This window comes from Alitabrizicola rongguiensis (genome assembly GCF_021491355.1).
Classification (GTDB): Bacteria; Pseudomonadota; Alphaproteobacteria; order Rhodobacterales; family Rhodobacteraceae; genus Aliitabrizicola; species Aliitabrizicola rongguiensis.
On the sequence record NZ_JAKENF010000004.1, the window covers coordinates 429,627 to 452,799 of the forward strand.

Consider the following 23,173-nt stretch of genomic DNA (forward strand, 5'->3'; position numbering starts at 1 on the left):
CTCCTTGGTTCAGCTGTCCACGAGACGACCATCGCGCAGGTGGATCAGTCGGTCGAAACGGTCGAAGATCTTTTCATCATGCGTAACAGCGATAATGCAGGCCTTCTGTTCGCTGGCGAGTTTACGCAGAAGGTCCATCACAAGCTGCGCCCGACCACTGTCCAACGCAGCCGTGGGTTCATCGGCCAGGATGATCCGGGGGCGGTTCGCCAGCGCGCGGGCAATGGCGACGCGTTGCGCTTCGCCCCCGGAAAGCAGGGCCGGCTTCACCTTGGCCCGATACCCGACTTCAAGGTAATCAAGCAATTCGCGTGCCCGTTCGCGGCCTTTTTCGGAAGGCCAGCCCGCAAGGTCCAGCACGACCGAGACGTTCTCTTCGGCGGTCAGGAAGGGCAACAGGTTGTGCGCCTGAAAGATGAAGCCGATCTTGTCCAGGCGCAGCCGTCGCAGATCGCTGCGGAGCCATTTGCCGTCGAACACCGCATCGCCATCCAGTTCGACCCGGCCCGCTGTCGGGGCAAGAATGCAGCCGATCACGTTCAGCAGCGTCGTCTTGCCCGAACCGGACGGGCCCAGCAGCGCGATGACTTCGCCGACATGCACCCGCAGATCCACGGACCGCAAGGCATCGACCCGGGTCTCGCCCTCGCCATAATGTTTGGCAACGCCCCGCACATCGACCAGAATGTCGCCCGGCACCATGAGTCAGCCCCCGAGCGCTGTGGCTGGGTCAACCTTCAGCGCCGCGCGGACGCCAAGACCCGAGGCAACAAGGCAGACTATCAGGATGATGCCGGTCAGCACCAGCGCGTTGAACGGCTCAAGCAAAACGCGGCGGGGAAAGCTGTCCTTGACCAGAAGGATCAGGGCCAGCCCGATCCCGAGGCCGGAGATGCCAAGGATCAGCGCCTGTTGCACGATCAGGCCCACGATGGTTCGATCCGGAGCGCCGATCAGCTTCAGGGTAGCGATCTGCTTCAGCTTCTCCATGGTCATCGTGTAGATGATGAGCGCAATCATCACGGCGCTGACAGACAGCAGGATCCCCAGGAACAGACCGATCTGGCGCCGCGCCCGGTCCACCACCGAGGCAAGCAGAAGCTGCTCCTGTTCACCTTGGCTGAGGGCGGAGAGGTGTTTCCATTGGCGAACCGTCGCGGTCAGAAGCGCCACATCCGCACCGGGCTCCAGCCGGGCAATAACGGCGGCCACCGTGGGGGCGCGCAGGCCGCCATCGCCCCGGGCCGCCTGCACCCGAGCAGCGGCTGGGTCCATCGTCGTCTGTAACGTCATGGTATCAGCCAAAGTCACATAGACCGCCGGATCGCCGCCCGAGTTCATCGCATCCTCGACCAATCCCACGACGGTAAAGCGGTCGCGTCCCAGCCGGATGGTCTCTCCGGGCACCAGACCGGTCTTGCGGTCTGCCACCAGTTCAAAGTGGCTTCTGCCCAGCCCCCGCCCTTCGGCAATGCGCTGCGGTCCGCCGGGACGACCGGGTTCAAAGCCGATTACATAGAGCCGCAAGGTCTTGCCGGCATGGCTGGCCTCGATCGTCTGGTAGGTGATGGCCCCGGCCTCGGCCACTCCGGGCATGCGGGCCACGGCGTCCCGGGTCGTGGCCGGGATGCTTGACGCTTCGGCAAAGGGGCCTTGTGTGCCAGCCTCGACCACCCAGACATCAGCGGCAGGGGCCTTCACGACGGCCAGGGCATCGGCGACAAGGCCGTTGTAGATGCCGATCATCGCCAGCACGACCGTCATCAGAAGCCCAAGTCCCAAACAGGTCAGGACAAAGCGGAAGAGGCCATGGCGGATATCCTTGATGGCAAGGTTCATGGCGCAGCTCCGATGCGGGCAAGCCGACCTTCATCCACGCCTTGCAGCGGGACGGCCACGACCTGCGCAGCATCGGGCAACGCGCCCGTCACTTCCACCCGGCCACGGTCGTCACGCGCACCGAATGTCAGGTCGGCGCGCGAAAGCCTCCCGTCCTCGACGATCCAGACCGTGCCGCGATACCCGTCGAAGCCGAAAATCGCCACTTCAGGCACCATCAGGGCCGTGGCGCGTGTGGCAGTCAGGATGCGCACCTCGGCTTGTTCGCCCAGAAACATTTGCGGCGGGCAATCCGAGCAGGTCAGCCAGACGCGGCGTTCCTCGTTCACCCGGTCGCTTTCCACTCCGATGCGGGCGATCGTGCCCGTGAATTCGCTGGCAGGCTGAGACCGCAGACGGATGGTGCCGGGCTGGCCAAGGGCCAGCTGACCAGCGCGTTCTTCGTCGATATAGGCCTGAATCCAGATCGTATCGGGGTCGATCAAGGTAAAGATCGGATCGCCCGCGCGAACCACGGCTCCGGTTTCGGCCAAGCGTGTCACAACCAGCGCATCAAAGGGCGCGGTCAAGCGGTGACGGTCCAGCAGCGTCTGTTCAAGTTGCAGGGCAGCGACTGCATCCTGCCCCTGAGCGCGAATGACGGCGAGTTCCGCTTCTGCAACTTTCACGTCAGCACGAGCGACGTCTTCATCTCGCTGCGCCTCCTCCGCGCGCTGAATGGATGCGGCTTCCTGTCGGGTCAACTCGGCCTGCCGGCGGTTGGCCGCCTCGCGCTGCGCCAGGATTGCCGTGGCGCGGAGGACTGCGGCTTCGGCCTTGGCCTGATTGGCAGCGTTCGCCGCCACGGCGGCTTGGGCACGGGCGAGCCGCGCTTCCTGCTCATCCTGATTCAGCGCGGCCAGCGCTTGCCCCTGTGCCACGCGGTCACCTGCATCGACCGTAAGCGACATCAGTGTTCCGCTGGACTCAAACCCCACGCGCGCCAGCACCCTCGCCTCGACGGTTCCGAGGCCGTAGATCCGAAGCGCCACATCCGTTTCGGGCTGCACGACCGCCACCGTCAACGGACGCTCGGTCAGGAACATCGCTGCTGCACCGATGCTCAGGGTCGCAACCGTCGCAAAGATCCAGATAGTTCGCATCGATCAGCCCTCTTTCGCACAAAGCAGGTGCAGCTGGACATCCAGAAGGCGAGATCCTTCGGCCTGCAGGCCAAAGTCGCGCGCGCCAAGTGACCAGCGGATCGCCAGCCCCTGCACTAGGGATGTCAGCAAGACCGCCACATCCGCTGCTGCAACGTCATCGCGCAGGGTGCGGCATTGCTGGCCCTGCGCGACTTCGCGCATAAGATGGCCATGGAAAGCGGTCAGCCGCCCGCGGAATGCTGTGCGCAGGGCCGAGTTCTCGACATTCAGTTCGCGGGAAAACAGCAGCATGGGCATCGCGGGTGTTGCTGCGATCTGGTCCAGTTGCGCCCGGATCAGCGCCCGGATCCTGTCAACCGGCAGGTCAGCCTGAGCCACAGCCGCATTCCAGGCATTGGTCAGCGTTTCGGCCACCTGGTCGGCCACGGCACTCCACATTGCAGCCTTTGTTGGAAAATGCCTGAACAAGGCAGCCTGCGTCACGCCGACTTCGTTGGCTACGGCGCCTGTCGTCACCCGGTCCGGGCCGATCTGGTCGGCCAAGGCAAGGATCGTTGCCACGATTTCAGCCTTGCGGAGATCTGACGTCTTGCGCATCGATTCATCCAAGAAAGTAAGTGATTAATCACTTACATAATCGAATGAAGGAGTCAACTTTCCAAGTCAGACGATCGGTCTCGCACCGGAAAGCGAGAGCTCGACAGGATCGTTCCTGCCTCGTCCACCGTGAACCGGCAGGCGCGATTGGTGTGGCGGAACGTCAGGCGCCAGCGTCCCGCGTCCGTCCCCACCCCGGCCTCGCAGATCGATGTCAGGGCACCGATGCGCATCGACTCGCGAACGTCGGACTCGGTCATTCCGAATGCTTCGGCGAGCAAGATTGCCGGAACGACAAAGCCTGCACCGTCACGTTCCACCTGCGTCATTGCGACACCACGAGGTTCTTTGGCAGCGGGGGCAGGGCGATATCGGCCAGTGTGGATCGGTCGAGATCCATGAGAAAAGCTGCTTCAGCGGAACGCAGACGCGCCTTAAGCCGACAGCGCGTGTCTATCGAACAGGCACCCCCATCGGCCCCGAAACATTCGACCAAGGGCTGCCCTTCTTCCAACAACCGGATGACTTGGCCAAGCCGGATCTCGGCCGCCGGTCGGGCCAGCACGGCGCCACCGCCGCCGCCGCGCCGGGTTTCGATCAGGCCTGCGCGCGCCAGATGCTGGATGATCTTGGCCAGATGATTGCGGGACAGGCACAAGGCTTCGGCCAGTTCGGCCGTGGAGATGGCGCGCGACGGATCGGCGGCCATCCGCATCAGCATCCGTAGCCCGAAGTCGGTGAAGGAGGTCAGCCGCATGAGGTCGGTTTCCTTGAATAGGTATTTACAATACCCATTAGCAGGCCTAAGCCGAAGCGCAAGACGGAGACTCAGATGTCCAGCGCAGCTGTCAGCTTGTCCATCCCGACAACCAGGCCGGAAGTGACGGCCGCCCTAATGGCAGAAACGGGTCTTAGCCCCGATGTTCTGCGCGATCTGGTGCACCGCTTTTACGGCTGTGTACGTGCAGATTCCGTTCTGGGGCCGATCTTTGCGGCCCGCATCACCGATTGGGCTATGCATCTTGAGCGGATGGTGACGTTCTGGTCCTCGGTCGCCTTGATGACCGGGCAGTATCATGGCCGGCCGGTGCCCGCGCATACTCCGTTGCCGATCAATGCGGCACATTTCGACCGCTGGCTTGCGCTGTTCCGCGCGACAGCTATCGATACCTGCGCGCCTGCGGGAGCCTTGCACCTGATCGAACGCGCCGAGCGGATCGCCCATTCCCTGCACATCGCCGTTCAGTCAGCCCAAAGCGACCCCGTCGCCCCACCCAAACTGTTCACCTGACAGGAGACCTCACATGACCGAAGCTGCAGCGCCGTCTGAGCCGACCGCCCTGACCCGGCACATCGAGGCGCGCTACCATTCCCGCCACAGGGAGCAGCTGCCGCAACTGGTGGCAATGGCCGAGCGTGTCGAGGACGTGCACTTCGGCGACGTGGGCGTGCCGGACGGACTGTCGGCCCTGCTGCACCAGATGATCGGCGAGTTGGAGGTGCATATGAAGAAAGAGGAACTGATCCTGTTTCCTGCGATCCGCAAGGGAGGGATGCCCGGCATCGAGACTCCGATCGCGGTGATGCGCGCCGATCATGCCGGGTATGACCTCGAGCTGGCCGAGATCTTCCGACTGACCGCAAACCAGACCTTGCCCGACGGGGCCTGCGGCACCTGGACCGGGCTTTACCGTGGACTGGATGAGTTCACCCGTGACCTGACCGAGCACATGCGGTTGGAGAACGACGTGCTGTTCCCGCAGTTCGAGGCGGAGCGGCGCGCCGATGTCTGAGCCGGGCCGATTCGCCTCGTCCCCCTGCATGGCTTGCGAGATCGCCCCGGACTACTTCGATCCGCTGGCTGTGGACCCAGAGCAGGCGCGCGACGTCGCCCGCTGGCGCAAGGCCGAGCGCGCGCGATTGCTGGCAGACCGTCAGGCCCTGTTCGTGTCGCAGCGTCATGCAGCGGCAGACATGATTGCCACGCGTCTCGATACCCTGCTGGCCGAACGTTTCCCGAGCGTCGACGGGCTGACGCTCTCGGCTTGGTGGCCGATCAAGGCGGAACTGAACTTGCGGCCCTGGCTGGAAAGCCTGCTCGCACGCGGCGCGCGCGTCACATTGCCCGTGGTCACAGCGCCCGCTGCACCACTGGCGTTCCGCCCTTGGACGCCAGATTGCAAGATGATGCAGGGCTTCTGGAAGATCCCGGTCCCGGCTGACGGGCCAGAGGTTGTGCCTGACCTGACCCTTGCCCCCTTGGTGGGCTGGGACCCGGCAGGGTTTCGGCTGGGCTACGGCGGGGGCTACTTTGACCGCACGCTCGCTGTGTTGTCGCCTCGCCCGATGACCATCGGCATCGGTCTGCAATCTGCCCGGCTTGCCACCATCTTTCCCCAACCCCACGACATCGCACTGGACATCATCCTGACCGAGGCCGGGGTCCAGTTCGATCAGAAGGACGCATGATGACCACCACTGCCGAACAGATGCGCGCCTGGACCGGCCCTGCGATCCTGACCTACGGGTTCCGGCCATTCTTCTTCGGGGCCGCGACCTGGGCTGCGCTGGCCATGACGATATGGGTGCCGATGCTGTCTGGTCATCTGACGCTGCCCACCGCCTTCGACCCAGTTAGCTGGCACGCGCACGAATTCCTGTTCGGCTACCTGGGCGCGGTGATTGCGGGGTTTCTCTTGACCGCTGTGCCAAACTGGACAGGCCGGTTGCCCATTGTGGGCTGGCGGCTTGGCGGGCTGTTCTTCCTGTGGCTGGCCGGGCGCGTGGCGGTTGCGGTGTCGGGCGCCCTGCCCGCCGGAATGGCGGCAGCGGTCGATCTGGCCTTTCCGCTGGTTCTGGCCGTTGCCATTGGGCGCGAGATCGTGGCGGGCAAGAACTGGCGCAATCTGATCGTGCTGGCGATGCTGGCGGTCTTTGCCCTTGGCAACGGCCTTTATCACTGGGAGGCGGCGCGAGGCGACTATGCCGCCCAGGGCTATGGCCTGCGGCTGGGGCTGGCGGCGGGAGTGATGATGATCGCGGTCATCGGCGGGCGGATCGTGCCCAGCTTTACCCGCAACTGGCTGGTCCGGCGGGGGCCCGGGCGGCTGCCTGCCCCGCCGATGCAGGGGTTCGACAAGCTGGCCTTGTTGTCGCTTCTGGTGGCGCTGGTGCTGTGGGTCGCCCTGCCCCTGTGGCCTGGCACAGGGGCCGCCCTGGGACTGGCGGGGCTGCTGCACGCCATTCGTCTTGCACGTTGGGCGGGGTACCGCACGGGGGCCGAGCCTTTGGTGACGGTGCTGCATGTGGGCTATGCCTTCCTGCCGCTTGGGGCATTGGCGCTGGCCGTCGGGATCCTGATGCCAGAGGTCTTCGCCATGGCCGCCGCGCAGCATCTGTGGATGGGCGGTGCCGTCGGGCTGATGACCCTTGCGGTGATGACGCGGGCGACCCTGGGCCATACCGGGCAGGACCTGCACGCGGGCCCCGGCACGATCGCCATCTATGCGGCGCTGGTCATCGCAGTCATGGCGCGGGTCGCGGGGGGGGTCTGGCCTGCGGAGGCGACCGGCTTGCACAGCCTTGCCGGGCTGGCGTGGATCGGGGCCTTTGGCGGCTATGCCGTTCTGTACGGGCGATTTCTGCAGCGCCTGCCGCCTACGAAACGGATCTGACCGGGCATGGGCTGGAACGAATTCGCCTTTGCCTTCGCGGCCTTCTTCCTGACCCACTCCATTCCGATCCGCCCTCCGCTGCGGCCCTGGGCGGTGGCACGGCTGGGGTATGCTGGCTTTGGCATCGCCTATTCGGCTCTCTCACTGGCCGTGCTGGTTTGGTTGATCGCGGCAGCGAGTCGGGCACCCTATGTGCCGCTTTGGGACTGGGCACCGTGGCAGAACCATGTCGTGCTGACCGTAATGCTCCCCGTCTGCTTGGTGCTGACTGCGGCGATGGCCCGACCGAACCCCTTTTCCTTCGGCGGCGCGCAGAATGACCGGTTCGACCCGGCGAGCCCCGGCATCATCCGCCTGACGCGGCATCCCCTGCTTCTGGCGCTCGGGATATGGTCAGCGGCGCATATCCTGCCGAACGGGGATTTGACGCATGTTATCCTGTTCGGCACTTTCGCCGGTTTCGCGATGCTTGGCGGCCGCCTAGTCGACCGGCGGCGACAGCGAGAGATGGGGCAGCGCTGGCACGACCTGCGCGCGGCCATTTCGGAAAGCCCCGCAATGCCATCCCTGACTGGCCACACCCTTCTGCGCCTGCTTGCCGGGCTGCTGCTCTATGCGGGGCTGATCTGGCTGCACCCCCTGGTGATCGGGGTGGACCCTCTGGTCTGATGCCTCAGGTGGACCCGTCGTCGATCAGCGGGTTCGGCCTGGCAAACCGCTCGAACTCGGCCTGGTTGGTGATGGTGATGCGCGTTCCGTCAACCTCCAGACCATAGGGTTGCAACCCCTTGAAGGCGCGGCTCAGGTTTTCGGCAGTCATCCCTAGCACCGAAGCGAGGCGGCGCTTTTCATAGTCAAGCACGAACGAAGCCGCCCCTCCGGTCCGCCGCTGCTGGCGGAGCAGATAGTTCGCGAGCCGCTCCAGCGACGTCCGCAGCTTTAGATCCTTCTGCGCCTTGATGACCGAGCGGTAGCACTGCGCCAGTTCCGTCACTACGGCGCGGGCAAAGTTACCGTCTATGTCGAAGACGGCGCGCACGTCCTGACTTGGGATCAGGGCGATCCGGCTTTTCTCCAATGTGCGGGCAGACATCAGGTAAGGTGCATCCTTGATCGTGGCCGCCAGGATGAAGGTCGAGATGGGCCGAACAGTCGCAAGGCTGGTCTCACGGCCATTCCAGGCCGAGACGAGGTCAACCGAACCGGACAGCACAACATGCAGGAAGTCGCTCGGGTCGCCCTCGGTGATAAGCTCGATCTGCGCCGGGAAGTTCTGGACATAGGCGCCGCGCATCAAGGCCGAGAAATTCTCGTCCGCCATCTGTGAAAACAGCGTGAGGTCGCGAATCTCCTTGAATGATGAATCGGGCATCCTGTTGTCCTTCAAGGTGCTTTACCAGAGTGCATTTCCCCTGTTGATAATTGTCAAGACTTCAATTGATCACCGCCGGGCTTGCCTTGATGCACCCAGCGCGAGAGCCTGACAAATCTTGATACCCCATTTATTTCAATAAGAAATCCGCAACAGATGATCTAGATCAACCTCTTTGGCCTGCGTGGATCTCAGGACTGGCATCAATCCCACTGGGGAAACTGCCTCCCTCTTGCCGGAGATCCCGCCATGCAGACCGCAACGACAGCCTCGCGCGCCGACCAGACCCGCGCCCTGACGCTGAGCACGATCGCCTTCACCGCCTGTTTCGCCGTCTGGACGATCTTTTCGATCATCGGCGTCGCCATCAAGGGCGAGCTGGGGCTCAACGATACGCAGTTCGGCCTCTTGGTCGCTACCCCGATCCTGACCGGTTCGCTGACCCGCATCTTCCTTGGGGTCTGGACCGAGAAGTATGGCGGACGTTTGGTGTTCTCCACGCAAATGCTGCTGGCGGCCCTGGCGACCTGGGCGCTGACCTTTGCCGACAGCTATCCGATGTATCTGTTGGCCGCATTGGGAGTCGGTCTGGCGGGTGGGTCGTTCATCATCGGCGTGGCCTATGTCAGCCGCTGGTATGATGCAGGCCATCAGGGCACTGCGCTTGGGATCTTTGGCGCGGGCAATATCGGGGCGGCGGTGACCAAGTTCGTCGCGCCCTTCGTGATGGTGGGATTTGGCTGGCAAGGGGTAGCGAATGTCTGGGCCGCGGGCCTGGCGCTGATGGCGGTGATCTTCTTTGTTTTCGCCAAGGACGATCCCTCGCTCGTTGAACGTCGCCGGACCGGGGCAAAGCCCCCGAGTTTCGCCCAGCAGTTCGCGCCCCTGAAGAACCTGCAGGTTTGGCGCTTCTCGCTCTACTACTTCTTCGTCTTCGGCGCCTTCGTCGCGCTGGCGCTTTGGTTGCCGCACTACCTGATCGACGTCTACGGCGTCGATGTGCGCACTGCAGGCATGGCGGCCGCCTCGTTCAGCCTGTCGGCCAGCCTATTCCGGGCCTATGGCGGACACCTTTCCGACAAGTTCGGCGCGCGGTCGGTCATGTACTGGACCTTCGGCTTTTCGATGCTGTTCCTGTTCATGCTGTCCTACCCGCCGACCGACTATGTCATCCAGGGCAAGGATGGCGTCATCGCCTTCTCCACCAGCATGGGGCTGTGGCCCTTCATCGCCACGCTCTTCGCGCTTGGCTTCTTCATGAGCCTTGGCAAGGCGGCGGTGTTTAAGCATATCCCCGTCTACTACCCCAACAACGTGGGCGCCGTCGGTGGTCTGGTCGGCATGATCGGCGGGCTTGGTGGGTTCGTCCTGCCTATCGCATTTGGCGCTCTGCTGGATCTCACCGGCATTTACACGTCCTGCTTTGCGCTTCTGTTCGTGCTGGTCGGGATCGCGCTGACTTGGATGCATCTGTCGATCCGCGCGATGGAACGCGCCGCGCATGGTGAGGCGCTGGACCGCCTGCCGCAGCTGCCCGAGATGCAGCCGATCCACCACCCCGAGCGCACCGCCATGCCGCGTGTGCTCGAGGATTGGCGGCCCGAGGATGCGGCTTTCTGGGCCGACAAGGGCCGTGCCATCGCACGCCGCAACCTATGGCTGTCGATCCCGGCGCTGCTTCTGGCCTTCTCGGTCTGGATGGTCTGGTCGATGGTGGTGGCGAAGCTTCCGCTGATCGGATTTGCCTTCACGCCCGAGCAGCTGTTCTGGCTGGCCGCACTGCCTGCGCTGTCGGGGGCAACGCTGCGCATCTTCTACGGCTTCATGGTGCCGATCTTTGGCGGGCGGCTCTGGACGACGATTTCCACCGCCTCGTTGATGCTGCCCGCCATCGGCATCGGCTATGCCGTGCAGAATCCGGAAACCCCCTACTTCATCTTCCTGGTTCTGGCGCTTCTTTGCGGGCTTGGCGGGGCCAACTTCGCCTCCTCCATGGCCAACATCGGCTACTTCTTCCCTAGGGCGGAAAAGGGCAATGCGCTGGCCTTGAATGCGGGCCTCGGCAACCTGGGCGTCAGTGTCATGCAGTTCCTGGTGCCGCTGGTCATCACCGCCGGAGTCTTCGGGGCAATGGGTGGCGAGGGCGTGGCGCTGAAGGATGGCGGCACGCTCTGGCTTCAGAACGCAGGCTTCATCTGGGTGCCGTTCATCCTGGCCTCGACCATCGCGGCCTGGGTGGGGATGAACGACATCGCCGATGCCAAGGCAAGTTTTGCCCAGCAATCGGTGATCTTCGGCCGCACGCACAACTGGCTGATGTGCGTCCTTTACATCGGCACCTTCGGCAGCTTCATCGGCTATTCGGCGGGTTTCCCGCTTCTGTCGAAGATCGCCTTCCCCGATGTGAACGCGCTGCAATACGTCTTCCTCGGGCCGTTGGTCGGCGCGCTGAGCCGTGCCGGCACGGGCTGGGTTGCGGATCGGTTCGGCGGCGGCCGCGTCACCTTCTGGGTCTTTGCCGGAATGATCGTGTCGGTTCTGGCCGTGATCTTCTCGCTGCAGGCCGGCAGTTTCCCTGGGTTCTTCGCAGGCTTCATCGCGCTGTTCTTCTTCACGGGGGTCGGCAATGCGTCCACCTTCCAGATGATCCCGGTCATCATGGGCAAGGAAGTGCCGCGCCTTATGCCGCAGTTGGCCGGTGCTGACCGCGCCCGCCAGATCGCGATGGAGTCGAGCGGCATCGTCGCCTTCACCAGCGCCATCGGCGCCTATGGCGGATTCTTCATCCCCAAGGCCTATGGCTCTTCCATCGCGATGACCGGCTCACCCGTCGGCGCGCTGTGGCTGTTCCTGGCCTTCTACGTGATCTGCCTGGTCCTGACCTGGGTCGTCTACACCCGGCCCGGCGGACTTCTTCATGACATCGAGCGTGGTCGCGCATTTGCAGCCTCCCACCCTGCCGAATAACGAAAGGACGCCAAGATGAGCCACCTGCTCGACAGACTGAACTTCTTCCAGAAGAAGACGCTGGAAACCTTCTCGGACGGCTGGGGCGAAACCACGCGCGAGGATCGGGGTTGGGAGGATACCTACCGGAACCGTTGGCGGCACGACAAGATCGTGCGCTCGACCCACGGGGTGAACTGCACCGGGTCCTGCTCGTGGAAGATCTACGTCAAGTCCGGCATCGTGACCTGGGAGACGCAGCAGACCGACTATCCGCGCACCCGCGCAGGCCTGCCCAACCATGAACCGCGCGGCTGTGCACGCGGGGCGTCCTACAGCTGGTATCTCTACAGCGCGAACAGGGTGAAGAACCCGCTGATCCGGGGCAGCCTGATGCGCGCATGGCGCAAACTGCGGGCGACGATGCCGCCCGTGGCTGCCTGGGCCGCGATCCAGAGCGATCCCGCCCTGCGCGCCAGCTACACCAAGACCCGCGGCAAGGGTGGTTTCGTACGCGCCACCTGGGACGAGGCGACCGAGATCGTCGCCGCCGCCAACGCGCATACCGCCAAGGTCTGGGGACCGGACCGGGTGTTCGGCTTCTCGCCCATCCCGGCGATGTCCATGGTCAGCTATGCGGCGGGGTCACGCTACCTTTCGCTTCTGGGCGGCACCTGCATGTCTTTCTACGACTGGTACTGCGATCTGCCGCCCGCCTCGCCGCAAACCTGGGGCGAACAGACCGACGTGCCGGAATCAGCCGACTGGTACAACGCGGGCTTCCTGATGCTTTGGGGGTCGAACGTGCCGCAGACGCGCACGCCGGACGCCCATTTCTACACCGAGGTCCGCTATCGCGGCACCAAGTCCGCCGTGGTCAGCCCCGACTATTCCGAAGCCGCCAAGTTCGGCGACATCTGGCTTAACCCGCAGGCGGGCACCGACGCGGCGCTGGCTATGGCCATGGGCCATGTGATCCTGCGTGAATTCCACCTCGACCGGCAGGCCGAGTACTTCGAGGATTACGCCCGCAAATACACCGACATGCCAATGCTGGTGGTGCTGGACGAACAGGACGGCCGCCTTGTTCCAGGACGGATGCTGCGGGCCGAGGATTTCGACGACAAGCTGGGCGAGGCGAACAACCCCGACTGGAAGACCGTCGCCTTCGATGAGGCGACGGGCCGCTTCGTTGCCCCCAACGGCTCCATCGGCTTCCGCTGGGGTGAGGAAGGCAAATGGAATCTGGTCGAGGAGGCTGGCAATGCCGAGACGCGGTTGCGCCTGAGCCAGATCCTTGATGAACACCACGACAGCATCGTCGGTGTGGACTTTCCCTATTTCGGCGGCACGGCGACGGGTGACTTCGTCAAATGCGACGCGCCCGAGGTGCTGACCCGGAATATCCCCGCACGGAAAGTGAAATTGCCTGATGGGCGTGAGGCGCTGGTGGCCACGGTCTTTGACCTTTTCTGCGCCAACTACGGGCTGGATCGGGGGCTGGGCGACGACTGGGTGTCGAAAAACTTTGACGACGACACACCCTACACCCCCGCCTGGGCGGAGAAGATCACAGGTGTCGCACGGGAAAAGATCATCGCGGTGGCCCGTGAATTCGCAGGCAACGCCGAAAAGACCCGGGGCAAGTCCATGGTCATCCTCGGGGCCGGTCTGAACCACTGGTACCACATGGACATGAACTATCGCGGCATCATCAACATGCTGGTGATGTGTGGTTGCATTGGTCAAGAAGGTGGCGGCTGGTCACATTACGTCGGGCAGGAAAAGTTGCGTCCTCAGACCGGCTGGGCGCCGCTGGCCTTCGCGCTCGACTGGAACCGCCCGCCGCGGCACATGAATTCGACCTCTGCCTGGTATGCCCATACCGACCAGTGGCGCTATGAAACTCTGCGCGCGGGCGAAATCTTGTCGCCCACAGCCCCAAAGGGCGACTGGGACATCAGCCTCATTGACTACAACATCCGGGCGGAACGGATGGGCTGGCTGCCATCGGCCCCGCAGCTCAAGACCAACCCGCTGGAGGTGTCGAAGGCCGCCAAGGCGGCGGGCAAGGACATTAAGGAGTTCGTCGCCGCTGAACTGAAATCCGGCAAGCTGGAAATGTCCTGCGAGGATCCGGATGCGCCGGAAAACTGGCCGCGTAACCTGTTTGTCTGGCGGTCCAACCTGCTGGGCTCGTCCGGCAAGGGGCATGAGTATTTCCTCAAGCACCTTCTGGGAACCGACCACGGCGTCATGGGCAAGGACCTGGGCGAGGAAGGTCATGCCAAGCCGAAAGAGGCCGTTTGGCATGACGAGGCACCGAAGGGCAAGCTGGACCTGCTGGTCTGCATCGACTTCCGCATGTCGACGACGGCCGTCTATTCCGACATCGTGCTGCCGACGGCGTCCTGGTATGAAAAGGACGACCTGAACACGTCCGACATGCACCCGTTCATCCACCCGCTGCAGGCGGCGGTGGACCCGGCCTATGAATCGAAGTCGGACTGGGAAATATTCAAATCCATCGCGAAGAAGTTCAGCGAAGTGGCGCCCGAAGTGCTGGGGGTGGAAACAGACATCGTCCAGCTTCCGCTGCTGCACGACACCGCCGCCGAACTTGCGCAGGCCCATGTGAAGGATTGGAAGAAGGGCGAATGTGACCTGATCCCCGGCAAGACCGCGCCGAACTACATCGCGGTCGAGCGGGACTATCCCAACCTCTACAAGAAGTTCACCTCGGTCGGCCCACTGCTGGAAAAGCTCGGCAACGGTGGCAAGGGGATCAACTGGGACACCAAGGTCGAGGTCGGCCACTTGCGCGACCTGAACGGGGTGGTGCAGGACGAGGGCGTGTCGAAGGGCCTTGCAAAACTGAACACCGCCATCGACGCGGCTGAAATGATCCTGATGCTTGCGCCGGAGACGAATGGTGAGGTCGCGGTCAAGGCTTGGGAGGAACTGGAGAAGCCCACAGGCCAGCACCACACCCATCTCGCCGAGGGCGCGCATCACACCAAGATCCGCTTCCGCGACATCGCGGCGCAACCGCGCAAGATCATCTCGTCCCCGACTTGGTCGGGGATCGAATCCGAGACGGTTTGCTACAATGCGGGCTACACGAACGTCCACGAGCTGATCCCGTGGCGGACGCTGACGGGACGGCAGCAGCTCTATCAGGATCACCTCTGGATGCGGGCCTTCGGCGAAGGCTTCGTCAGCTACCGCCCGCCGGTGGACCTGAAGACCATCACCAAGGCCGTCAACAACGACGCGGCTGAGGGCAACCCGCATGTCGTGCTGAATTTCATCACGCCGCACCAGAAATGGGGCATCCATTCCACCTACACCGACAACCTGCTGATGTTGACGCTGAACCGCGGCGGGCCTGTCGTCTGGATGTCCGAGGTGGATGCGAAGAAGGCGGGCCTTGTCGATAACGACTGGGTCGAGGCCTACAACGTCAACGGCGCGCTGACCGCGCGGGTGGTGGTGTCCCAGCGGATCAAGCAGGGCACGCTGTTCATGTATCACGCGCAGGAAAAGATCGTGAACACGCCCGGGTCGGAAAAGACCGGCAATCGGGGCGGCATCCACAATTCGGTCACCCGCGCCACGCTGAAACCCACTCACATGATCGGCGGCTACGCGCAACTGTCCTACGGGTTCAACTACTACGGGACCGTCGGCTCGAACCGGGACGAATTCGTGATCGTCCGCAAGATGAAGAAGGTCGATTGGCTCGACCGTCCCGCAACCAAAGGTCTGGAGGCAGCGGAATGAAAGTTCGTGCGCAAATCGGCAAAGTCCTGAACCTGGACAAGTGCATCGGCTGTCACACCTGTTCCGTCACCTGCAAGAACGTCTGGACCACGCGGGAAGGCGTTGAATACGCTTGGTTCAACAACGTCGAAACCAAGCCCGGCACTGGCTATCCCACCGACTGGGAGAACCAGAAGCGGTGGAATGGCGGCTGGGTCCGCAACGCCTCGGGCAAGCTGCAGCCAAAGCAGGGGGCCAAATGGCGGATATTGGCGAATATCTTCGCCAACCCCTCGATGCCGGAAATCGATGACTACTACGAGCCGTTCGATTTCGACTATGACCACCTGAAATCCGCCCCCGAAATGCGGGCCTTCCCCACCGCACGCCCCCGGTCGAAAATCACCGGCGAGCGGATGGAGAAGATCGAGAAGGGCCCGAACTGGGAGGAGATCCTGGGTGGCGAATTCGCCAAGCGGTCGGCGGATTACAACTTCGACAAGGTGCAGAAGGACATCTACGGCGAATACGAAAACACCTTCATGATGTATCTGCCGAGGCTGTGCGAGCACTGCCTCAACCCGACCTGCTCCGCCTCTTGCCCATCGGGTGCGATCTACAAGCGGGAAGAGGATGGCATCGTCCTGATCGACCAGGAAAAATGCCGGGGCTGGCGGATGTGCATCTCGGGCTGCCCCTACAAGAAAGTCTATTACAACTGGGACACCGGCAAGTCCGAGAAATGCACCTTCTGTTATCCGCGCATTGAATCTGGCCAGCCGACGGTCTGCTCGGAAACCTGCGTGGGCCGCATCCGCTATCTGGGCGTCATCCTCTATGACGCAGACAAGATCGAGGCGGCCGCGAGCACCGAGCGCGAGACCGACCTTTACGGCGCGCAGCTGGACGTGTTCCTCGACCCGAACGATCCCGAGGTTATCGCCGCCGCTCGCCGCGATGGCGTGCCGGAGGATTGGATCGAGGCCGCCAAGATAAGCCCGGTCTGGAAGATGGCGATGGACTGGAAGGTCGCCTTCCCGCTGCACCCGGAATACCGCACCCTGCCGATGGTCTGGTACATCCCGCCGTTGTCGCCGATCCAGAACGCCGCGCAATCCGGTCAGATCGCGATGAGCGACCAGATGCCCGACGTGCGCAGCTTGCGCATTCCGGTGAAGTACCTTGCCAACATGCTGACGGCGGGCGACGAGGAACCCATCGTGCACGCGCTGGAACGGATGTCGGCGATGCGGCTTTACATGCGGGCGCTGACGGTGGACGGCGTGCGCGACGAAGGCATTGCGGCCCGCGTCGGCATGTCGGGCCGGATGATCGAGGACATGTACAAGATCATGGCCATCGCCGATTACGAGGACCGCTTCGCCATCCCCACCGCGCACCGCGAACAGACCGAGAATGGTGCGGAACTCCGGGGCGGCTGCGGCTTCACCGACGGCAACGGCTGTTCCAGCGGCGAAAGCGGCAAGACCACACTGTTCGGTGGCAAGAAAAAGAAATTCGCCCTTCCGCAGGAGACCTTCTGATGCTGGACCGTTCCCTGAAGGCCTTGTCGTTGATCCTGAGCTATCCCTCGCGGGAACTTCAGGAGGCAATGCCCGACATCGGCGCCGTCCTTGCCGACGATTCCCGCATCGCTGCCAATACAAGGGCTGAGCTGCGCTCGTTGACCGATGGCTTCGCAGACGCCGACCTCTACGATCTGCAGGAGAGCTATGTGATGCTCTTCGACCGGTCGCGAACGCTATCGCTCAATCTCTTCGAGCACGTCCACGGCGAAAGCCGGGACCGGGGCGGCGCGATGGTCAGCCTGATCGAGACCTATCGGGAGGGCGGGTTCGAACCCGCCACCTCGGAATTGCCGGACCACCTGCCGGTGCTGCTGGAATTCCTGTCGACGCGTCCCTTCGCAGAAGTGCAGGAAACCTTGGCGGACGCGGCGCATATCCTCGACGCCCTCTCGGGTCGCCTCAAGCGGCGCGAGAGCGGGTATGCTGCCGCGTTCGCCGCTCTTTCCCAGCTCGCCGACATGCAGGCCGACGCCGAAGCCGTGGCCGATATGCTGGCCCAGCCGGATGATGACCCGACCGACCTCGCGGCGCTCGATGCCGTATGGGAGGAAACCGAAGTCACCTTCGGCCCCGACCCCAACGCAGGCTGCCCGCAGGTCCGCGACATGCTGGCCCTGATGGACCAACCCGCCCCGCAGCACAGGAGCGCATGAGATGTTCGAGAGCTTTGACATCAACTTCGTCATCTTCGGGGTCATGCCCTATGTCGCACTGACCGTGTTTCTGGTGGGCTCTATCGCGCGCTACGAACGCGATCCCTTCACCTGGAAATCGTCGTCCAGCCAGCTTTTGCGGCGCAAGCAGCTGATCTGGGGGTCGATCCTGTTCCATGTGGGGATCATCGTGGTGTTCTTCGGCCACCTGATCGGGCTGTTCACCCCGATCTGGGTGCTGGATGCCCTTGGCGTGCCTTATGGTCTGAAGCAGTGGATGGCTGTTCTGATCGGCGGACCTGCCGGGCTGGCGGCGCTGATCGGCGGCACGATGCTGCTGCACCGCAGGCTGACGGACCCGAGGATCAAGGCCACCTCCACCGTAATGGACAACCTGATCCTGATCCTGATCTGGTTCCAGCTTGTCATCGGCCTTCTCACAATCACGCAATCCCTCCAGCACATGGACGGGTCCGAGATGATCCGCTTCATGGAATGGTCGCAGAGCGTGGTCACCTGGAACGTCAACGCCTGGATGACGGTGGTAGACGTGAACTGGCTGTTCAAGCTGCACATCTTCCTGGGGCTTATCATCACCACGCTGTTCCCTTTCACGCGACTGGTGCACATCTGGTCGGGCTTCGCGGCTCCCTTCCGCTATCTTGTGGCCCGCTCCGGCTACCAGGTCGTGCGGTCGCGCCGCCGCCGCCCGCTGGAGGAACGTCGCCGCGCCTTTGATAGGCGGCAGGGCGTTGATGGCCCCAAAGCCCATGCCCCGGCGGAGTGAGTGCGATAAACATGTCTCTTTTCCCCGATGTCGTGGTGAACGGCGAAACCATCCCCTCGGCGGCAATCGCCGCCGAGGCCCAGAACCACAGCGCACCGAAGGACAAGCCGGGCATCGCCTGGCGCAAGGCCGCGCAGGCGATGGCGATCCGTGCGCTGCTGCTGCAAGAGGCCCGGACGCGCGGGCTGACCGCTGATCCGCTCGCACTTGCCCCCGGGCGGTGGGAAACGGAAGACGAAGCCCTGATCCGCGTCCTGCTGGAAGAGGCGGTCTTGCCCGATCCGGTGACCGATGACGCGATCCGTGCCGAATGGGCGCGAGACCCCGGGCGATATCGATCGGCCCCACTTTGGGATGTCTCGCATATCCTGTGCGCATGCGACCCCCGCGATCAGACTGAGACGGCCGCTGCCGAGGCGCGTGCACAGTCAATTCTGGCCCGACTCGGAGAGGGGCCCAAGGACTTCGCCTATGCCGCCCACGAAAGCGATTGCGGGTCAAAGGCGCAAGGTGGCCATCTGGGCCAGATCGGCCCCGGCGATACCGTGCCTGAGTTCGAGGCCGCTCTGCGCGGCCTGTCCGAAGGCCAGACGACCCCGGCCCCGGTCCTATCGCGGCATGGCTGGCACCTGATCCGCTTGAATGCACTCGCCCCAGGGCAGGTAATACCGTTCGAGACGGTGCGGCCAAGGATCGCCGAGGCGCTGGAAAAGGCCGCTTGGGCCCGCGCCTCGCGCGATTTCGTGAACAGGCTCGGCCAGAAGGCGACGATCACCGGCGCAAGCCTGGCCCCGATCTGATCCACGGTCAGGAGCGTCCCATGAAGCGGTCAGAACCAGCGCGACGTGGCAGCGGCCAATGCCCCACCGATCCGGGCCTTCTGGCCCGGCCGCTGGACTTTATCAGCGAGGACCACCTGCGCGAACGCCAGATCTGCGCCGAGATAGACCGCCTCGTTGCCGCCGAGACCTTTGACCGCCCGGCAGGCGTCACCATCCTGCGCTTTCTGAACGAAGAGCTTGGCGTGCATCTGCGGGATGAGGTGGAAGACCTGTTCCCCACCCTTGCGCGGCGCTGCACCGATGAAGATTCCATCGCCTCCGTCCTGGGCCGCATCCGCCACGATCAGGATCAGGCCCTGTCCCTGCTGCCTTCAGTTCGTGGGGCCATCGCCAACTGCCTCGACGCTGGGGCCGACCTTTCCAGCGAAGACCGCGAGGTTCTTGCTCGTTTCGCCGCTCATGTCCGCCGCCATCTGGTGGCCGAGAACGCGATCCTGCTGCCCATCGCCCGCGCCCGGCTGACACGTGGCGACCTGCGCCGTCTGGCCAATCACATGCGGTCGCGGCGCGGGCTTCTCACCAGCCAGGGGGTTACAAGTGCTGAGTGATATCCTTGCCCGCAACCGCGACTGGTCGGCCAAAAGACAGGCGCAGGAACCTGGATACTTTACCCGTCTCGCGGCCCTGCAAGCCCCGGAATTCTTCTGGATCGGATGTTCGGACAGCCGTGTTCCGGCCAACGTCGTGGCGGGGCTCGATCCAGGCGAGGTCTTTGTCCATCGCAACGTGGCGAACATCATCCATTCGTCGGACATGAACATGCTGTCCGCGCTGGAATTCGCGGTCGAGGCGCTTAAGGTCCGCGAGATCATCGTCTGCGGCCACTACGGTTGTGGGGGTGTCAAGGCAGCAACCGAGGATCTTCCTCACGGTCTTGCCGACCACTGGCTGGAGCCGATCCGGCGCCTTTCCCGCGCCTACGCGGTCGATCTGAGCCGCCAGCCTGACCTTGAGGCGCAGCGCGACCGGTTGGCCGAGTTCAACGTGGTCGAAGGCGTCCGCCGTGTCTGCGAGACGCCTATCCTGCAGCGAGCCTGGACGCGCGGCGCGAAAGTCCGGGTGCACGGGCTGATCTACGGTTTGAAGGACGGCCTGTTGCGCGACCTCGACTGCAGCATCGGGCCGGGGCATTTCAAGGAAGGAGCGGCACTATGAGTATCCCGCAGCCCGTGACACGGACCGGCTGTGGCTGTGAGGGGCACGATGCAAACAAGAAGCTGATCACGATCGATGCCGCTCTCGACCTGATTGGTCATAGCCTGACCATCGTCGACGGAACGGAAGACATCTGTCTGGGCAAAGCTTTGGGCCGCGTGCTTGCCGACCCTGTCAGATCAGGTAGCATGTCTCCTCCGTTCGACAACGCTGCAATGGACGGATTTGCCTTTTCCTCGGCGGCGCTGCGGGGTGATGGACCGTGGATACTGGACGTAGCAGCGCGTATTCAGGCGGGGCAGTCCTCAGCCATGCCTCTAGTTGCCCTGCAGGCCGCGCAAATATTCACCGGGGCAAAAGTCCCCGAAGGCGCGGACGTGGTGGTGATGCAAGAAGAAGTCAAGCGGACAGGAAAGACGATCCGGGTAGCCACGCGACCAATGCCTGGGCTCAACATCCGCCGAGCCGGTAGCGAAATGGCGGCAGGTGTCACGGTCCTTGAGAAGGGACGCCGGCTTGACGCGCGCGCGATTGCCGCCTGTGCTGCAGCCGGGGCGGGGTTTGTAACGGTGCGCAGGCGATTGCGCGTGGCGCTTCTGGTGACCGGCAACGAAATTCGCGCGGCCGGTGCTCTGCGTGCCGAGGCTCAGGTCTGGGACGTAAACACTCCCATGCTGACCGGCATTCTGACGCAGCCACAGATCGATATTGTCACTGTGGAACAGGGCATTGACAGTCGCGACGGGTTGTTCCTGCAGATTGCAGAACTGGCGGCCAATGCCGATCTTGTCATCACCACCGGCGGAATCTCGGTCGGTGAGGAAGACCACATCAAACCTGCGTTGTTAGCTCTTGGCGGGGACATTCATTTCAGTGGCGTTGCGATCAAGCCGGGCAAACCGGTATCCTTTGGTCGTATTCGGGGCGCATGGTGGCTGGGCTTGCCAGGCAATCCCTTGTCAGCCTTCGTCACCTGGCAGCTTTTCGGAACGGCGATTGTCGCCCGACTGACCGGCACCAAGGAGCGAGTTGCCCGGCGCCATGTCGTTACGGGTGCGGCGATTTCCAGGAAGCCCGGTCGCTGCGAATTGCGACCCGCTACACGCGCGGGCTTTGACGGCCAAGGCCGCGAGGTCGTGACGTTTGATGCCGAAACCCATTCCGGCCATGTCTGCGGGCTATCCGATACGGACGGCCTCATCCTGTTGCCCGCCGACTGCGATGTCCTGCCGGAAGGCGCTCTCGTCGAATTCCTGCCTTTTTTCCGCAACTGAGGAGACCCGAGGATGCACCTTGCCTATACGATCGCCCCCGGCCGTGGCGATACCGACCTGATTCTCTTCAAGCTAGCAGGCCTGCTTGCCGCGCGCGGGTTGCGCTGCTGCGGCACCGTTCAGATCAACTCGGAACGCGCGGATGCGGGGCCTTGCGACATGGACGTCCAGATCCTGCCAGACGGGCAGGTCCTCCGCATCAGCCAGGACCTCGGGCGCGGTTCGCGCGGTTGCCGGTTGAACCCGGCCGCCCTTGAGACTGCCGTCGGCCTGGTTGCAGCCAGCCTGCACCAGGGCGCCGATGTGCTGATTGTCAACAAGTTCGGCAAGCACGAGGTGGAGGGCCGTGGCTTCCGGTCGGTGGTCGCGGATGCGCTTTCCGACGGAATTCCGGTCCTTGTCGGTCTGAACGCATTGAATCTGAATGCCTTCCTAGAATTCTCGCAAGGCCTTGCAACAGGACTGCCCTGTGAAAGCTCAGTCCTTGCAGATTGGGTCATGGCATCGACGCCACGCGTTTCCACACGATCGGAGTTTGCGAACTCTTGTTATGGCACTGTCTGAAGAAAGTTGGTTGAGGTCAGTGGGACTCCCGTCCAACCTGACGGGAGGCTCAACCCTTCCCCTTCCGATACTTCAAAACCAGTCCGGACATCATCCGCCTGGCCGCGATGATGTACATCCGCTACTCTCTGTCGCTCCGAAATATCGAGGACCTTCTTCACGAGCGTGACATCGAAATCTGCCATGAAACGGTGCGGTTCTGGTGGAACAGGTTAGGCCCGATGTTTGCCGCCGGGATCCGTCGCTGGCGGGTCAACCGAATGTGGACCCTTCCCCAATGACGATGTCATCTTGACGGGACGTACGTGAAGATCAACGGTCAGATACACTATTTTTGGCGGGCTGTTGATCACGAGGGCGAGATACTGCAAAGCAACGTCACTAGGGCGCGCGATGGCGATGCAGCCCTCAAATTCTTGAAGAAATCGATGAAGCGACATGGGCGGCCCGAGACGATCGTGACGGATCGGCCGCGGTCCTACGGTACCGTTCCAAAGGACGTGGGCCGCAGTGATGACTGCGCGATGGGCCGGCGGGCCAACAATCGTGCGGAGAATTCGCATTTACCTTTCCGGCGACGAGAAACGGCCATGCTATGGTTTTTCCAGATGCGAAGTCTCCAGAAGTTCACTTCCGTCCACGCGTCGTCTGCGACCACTTCACCGTGAAGCGAGCACTCTCCTGACCGATGAATACGAGGCCGCCCGTGCCGCCGCTCTGGTCGAGTTGCTTGGCATCTTTTCGGCATAATGCATAGCCGTGTCAGCGAAACCGACACGAATTCACATTGTTCTGCCAACACCCGGTGTCAGTCTGTTCCGGTTTTCCATAGAATGCCTCCTGACCGCTTATCAGGCGCTCTCCTCATTTTCCGGGTGGTCTGCCCCCTGAAAAGTGGTCCTCCCTGAGGTATGGCTTTCGAGCCATTTGGAGGATGCAGGAATGCCCCAGAAGAAGCACAAGCCTGAGGAGAT

22 protein-coding genes and 1 pseudogene are annotated in these 23,173 nt (G+C 63.2%); 16 read left to right on the forward strand and 7 right to left on the reverse strand.

Features of this window, described 5'->3' with window-relative positions; translation table 11 throughout:
* Nucleotides 1–9: 9 nt before the first annotated feature.
* Genes L0V05_RS18205 through L0V05_RS18230 form a run of 6 tightly spaced genes read right to left on the reverse strand, consistent with a single transcriptional unit; the run spans nt 10 to nt 4,338 of the window.
* Nucleotides 10–702, reverse strand: coding sequence for an ABC transporter ATP-binding protein (locus tag L0V05_RS18205; RefSeq protein ID WP_234872901.1), 693 nt, complete (start codon nt 700–702; stop codon nt 10–12).
* A gap of 3 nt (nt 703–705) precedes the next feature.
* A complete protein-coding gene (locus tag L0V05_RS18210; RefSeq protein ID WP_234872902.1) occupies nt 706–1,839 on the reverse strand; it encodes an ABC transporter permease in 1,134 nt (377 codons plus the stop codon).
* Entirely contained in the window at nt 1,836–2,981 is a 1,146-nt protein-coding gene (locus L0V05_RS18215) for an efflux RND transporter periplasmic adaptor subunit (protein WP_234872903.1), read from the reverse strand. Before L0V05_RS18215 ends, L0V05_RS18210 begins: the two co-directional genes overlap by 4 nt.
* A 3-nt stretch (nt 2,982–2,984) precedes the next feature.
* On the reverse strand, nt 2,985–3,581 hold the full coding sequence (locus tag L0V05_RS18220) for a TetR/AcrR family transcriptional regulator (protein ID WP_234872904.1): 597 nt from the start codon (nt 3,579–3,581) through the stop codon (nt 2,985–2,987).
* A 53-nt stretch (nt 3,582–3,634) separates the two neighbouring features.
* Complete coding sequence (locus L0V05_RS18225; protein ID WP_234872905.1) at nt 3,635–3,910, reverse strand: DUF6522 family protein; 276 nt, start codon at nt 3,908–3,910, stop codon at nt 3,635–3,637.
* A complete protein-coding gene (locus tag L0V05_RS18230; protein WP_234872906.1) occupies nt 3,907–4,338 on the reverse strand; it encodes an RrF2 family transcriptional regulator in 432 nt (143 codons plus the stop codon). Before L0V05_RS18230 ends, L0V05_RS18225 begins: the two co-directional genes overlap by 4 nt.
* Before the next feature lie 123 nt (nt 4,339–4,461).
* Between L0V05_RS18230 and L0V05_RS18235 the strand changes: the two genes are divergently transcribed.
* Genes L0V05_RS18235 through L0V05_RS18255 form a run of 5 tightly spaced genes read left to right on the forward strand, consistent with a single transcriptional unit; the run spans nt 4,462 to nt 7,924 of the window.
* Nucleotides 4,462–4,872: a group III truncated hemoglobin gene (locus L0V05_RS18235; RefSeq protein WP_234872907.1), complete on the forward strand. Its 411-nt coding sequence runs from the start codon at nt 4,462–4,464 to the stop codon at nt 4,870–4,872.
* A 13-nt stretch (nt 4,873–4,885) separates the two neighbouring features.
* A complete protein-coding gene (locus L0V05_RS18240) occupies nt 4,886–5,374 on the forward strand; it encodes a hemerythrin domain-containing protein (RefSeq protein ID WP_234872908.1) in 489 nt (162 codons plus the stop codon).
* Complete coding sequence (locus L0V05_RS18245; RefSeq protein ID WP_234872909.1) at nt 5,367–6,050, forward strand: 5-formyltetrahydrofolate cyclo-ligase; 684 nt, start codon at nt 5,367–5,369, stop codon at nt 6,048–6,050. The genes L0V05_RS18240 and L0V05_RS18245 overlap by 8 nt, the downstream gene beginning before the upstream one ends.
* Nucleotides 6,050–7,255, forward strand: a complete 1,206-nt coding sequence (locus tag L0V05_RS18250; RefSeq protein WP_234872910.1) for an NnrS family protein — start codon at nt 6,050–6,052, stop codon at nt 7,253–7,255. Before L0V05_RS18245 ends, L0V05_RS18250 begins: the two co-directional genes overlap by 1 nt.
* A gap of 6 nt (nt 7,256–7,261) precedes the next feature.
* The gene (locus L0V05_RS18255; protein WP_234872911.1) at nt 7,262–7,924 is read left to right on the forward strand and encodes an NnrU family protein; all 663 of its coding nucleotides are present in this window, start codon (nt 7,262–7,264) and stop codon (nt 7,922–7,924) included.
* Between the two features lie 4 nt (nt 7,925–7,928).
* Here L0V05_RS18255 and L0V05_RS18260 read toward each other — a convergent pair whose 3' ends face one another.
* Nucleotides 7,929–8,627, reverse strand: a complete 699-nt coding sequence (locus tag L0V05_RS18260; protein WP_234872912.1) for a cyclic nucleotide-binding domain-containing protein — start codon at nt 8,625–8,627, stop codon at nt 7,929–7,931.
* 249 nt (nt 8,628–8,876) lie between these two features.
* On the opposite strand from L0V05_RS18260, the gene L0V05_RS18265 reads away from it, so the two are divergent.
* The 11 genes and pseudogenes from L0V05_RS18265 to L0V05_RS20780 all read left to right on the forward strand — a co-directional run bounded on the left by L0V05_RS18265 (nt 8,877) and on the right by L0V05_RS20780 (nt 22,949).
* On the forward strand, nt 8,877–11,594 hold the full coding sequence (locus L0V05_RS18265; RefSeq protein WP_234872913.1) for a nitrate/nitrite transporter: 2,718 nt from the start codon (nt 8,877–8,879) through the stop codon (nt 11,592–11,594).
* Nucleotides 11,595–11,609: 15 nt separating this feature from the next.
* Nucleotides 11,610–15,356 (forward strand): nitrate reductase subunit alpha, encoded by a 3,747-nt coding sequence (locus L0V05_RS18270; RefSeq protein ID WP_234872914.1) that lies wholly within the window; start codon nt 11,610–11,612, stop codon nt 15,354–15,356.
* Nucleotides 15,353–16,879, forward strand: a complete 1,527-nt coding sequence (gene narH / locus L0V05_RS18275; RefSeq protein ID WP_234872915.1) for a nitrate reductase subunit beta — start codon at nt 15,353–15,355, stop codon at nt 16,877–16,879. The genes L0V05_RS18270 and narH overlap by 4 nt, the downstream gene beginning before the upstream one ends.
* A complete protein-coding gene (gene narJ, locus L0V05_RS18280; RefSeq protein WP_234872916.1) occupies nt 16,879–17,577 on the forward strand; it encodes a nitrate reductase molybdenum cofactor assembly chaperone in 699 nt (232 codons plus the stop codon). The genes narH and narJ overlap by 1 nt, the downstream gene beginning before the upstream one ends.
* Before the next feature lies 1 nt (nt 17,578).
* Nucleotides 17,579–18,364, forward strand: a complete 786-nt coding sequence (gene narI / locus L0V05_RS18285; protein ID WP_234872917.1) for a respiratory nitrate reductase subunit gamma — start codon at nt 17,579–17,581, stop codon at nt 18,362–18,364.
* 11 nt (nt 18,365–18,375) lie between these two features.
* Nucleotides 18,376–19,164, forward strand: a complete 789-nt coding sequence (locus L0V05_RS18290) for a peptidylprolyl isomerase (protein ID WP_255683834.1) — start codon at nt 18,376–18,378, stop codon at nt 19,162–19,164.
* 20 nt (nt 19,165–19,184) lie between these two features.
* A complete protein-coding gene (locus L0V05_RS18295) occupies nt 19,185–19,754 on the forward strand; it encodes a hemerythrin domain-containing protein (protein WP_234872918.1) in 570 nt (189 codons plus the stop codon).
* Nucleotides 19,744–20,361, forward strand: coding sequence for a carbonic anhydrase (locus L0V05_RS18300; RefSeq protein WP_234872919.1), 618 nt, complete (start codon nt 19,744–19,746; stop codon nt 20,359–20,361). Before L0V05_RS18295 ends, L0V05_RS18300 begins: the two co-directional genes overlap by 11 nt.
* Nucleotides 20,358–21,635: a molybdopterin molybdotransferase MoeA gene (locus L0V05_RS18305; protein WP_234872920.1), complete on the forward strand. Its 1,278-nt coding sequence runs from the start codon at nt 20,358–20,360 to the stop codon at nt 21,633–21,635. Before L0V05_RS18300 ends, L0V05_RS18305 begins: the two co-directional genes overlap by 4 nt.
* 12 nt (nt 21,636–21,647) lie before the next feature.
* Complete coding sequence (locus tag L0V05_RS18310) at nt 21,648–22,199, forward strand: DUF2478 domain-containing protein (protein WP_234872921.1); 552 nt, start codon at nt 21,648–21,650, stop codon at nt 22,197–22,199.
* An 89-nt stretch (nt 22,200–22,288) separates the two neighbouring features.
* Nucleotides 22,289–22,949 (forward strand): annotated as a pseudogene (locus tag L0V05_RS20780) (IS6 family transposase).
* The last annotated feature ends 224 nt before the right edge of the window (nt 22,950–23,173 follow it).

Coding starts and splice junctions, on each gene's coding strand:
- L0V05_RS18290 (WP_255683834.1), top strand. CDS start 18,376: ATGTCTCTTTTCCCCGATGTCGTGGTGAACGGCGAAACCATCCCCTCG.
- narI (WP_234872917.1), top strand. CDS start 17,579: ATGTTCGAGAGCTTTGACATCAACTTCGTCATCTTCGGGGTCATGCCC.
- L0V05_RS18245 (WP_234872909.1), top strand. CDS start 5,367: ATGTCTGAGCCGGGCCGATTCGCCTCGTCCCCCTGCATGGCTTGCGAG.
- L0V05_RS18255 (WP_234872911.1), top strand. CDS start 7,262: ATGGGCTGGAACGAATTCGCCTTTGCCTTCGCGGCCTTCTTCCTGACC.
- L0V05_RS18310 (WP_234872921.1), top strand. CDS start 21,648: ATGCACCTTGCCTATACGATCGCCCCCGGCCGTGGCGATACCGACCTG.
- L0V05_RS18250 (WP_234872910.1), top strand. CDS start 6,050: ATGACCACCACTGCCGAACAGATGCGCGCCTGGACCGGCCCTGCGATC.
- L0V05_RS18225 (WP_234872905.1), bottom strand. CDS start 3,910: ATGACGCAGGTGGAACGTGACGGTGCAGGCTTTGTCGTTCCGGCAATC.
- L0V05_RS18265 (WP_234872913.1), top strand. CDS start 8,877: ATGCAGACCGCAACGACAGCCTCGCGCGCCGACCAGACCCGCGCCCTG.
- L0V05_RS18295 (WP_234872918.1), top strand. CDS start 19,185: ATGAAGCGGTCAGAACCAGCGCGACGTGGCAGCGGCCAATGCCCCACC.
- L0V05_RS18220 (WP_234872904.1), bottom strand. CDS start 3,581: ATGCGCAAGACGTCAGATCTCCGCAAGGCTGAAATCGTGGCAACGATC.
- L0V05_RS18205 (WP_234872901.1), bottom strand. CDS start 702: ATGGTGCCGGGCGACATTCTGGTCGATGTGCGGGGCGTTGCCAAACAT.
- L0V05_RS18270 (WP_234872914.1), top strand. CDS start 11,610: ATGAGCCACCTGCTCGACAGACTGAACTTCTTCCAGAAGAAGACGCTG.
- L0V05_RS18260 (WP_234872912.1), bottom strand. CDS start 8,627: ATGCCCGATTCATCATTCAAGGAGATTCGCGACCTCACGCTGTTTTCA.
- L0V05_RS18215 (WP_234872903.1), bottom strand. CDS start 2,981: ATGCGAACTATCTGGATCTTTGCGACGGTTGCGACCCTGAGCATCGGT.
- L0V05_RS18230 (WP_234872906.1), bottom strand. CDS start 4,338: ATGCGGCTGACCTCCTTCACCGACTTCGGGCTACGGATGCTGATGCGG.
- narH (WP_234872915.1), top strand. CDS start 15,353: ATGAAAGTTCGTGCGCAAATCGGCAAAGTCCTGAACCTGGACAAGTGC.
- narJ (WP_234872916.1), top strand. CDS start 16,879: ATGCTGGACCGTTCCCTGAAGGCCTTGTCGTTGATCCTGAGCTATCCC.
- L0V05_RS18240 (WP_234872908.1), top strand. CDS start 4,886: ATGACCGAAGCTGCAGCGCCGTCTGAGCCGACCGCCCTGACCCGGCAC.
- L0V05_RS18210 (WP_234872902.1), bottom strand. CDS start 1,839: ATGAACCTTGCCATCAAGGATATCCGCCATGGCCTCTTCCGCTTTGTC.
- L0V05_RS18305 (WP_234872920.1), top strand. CDS start 20,358: ATGAGTATCCCGCAGCCCGTGACACGGACCGGCTGTGGCTGTGAGGGG.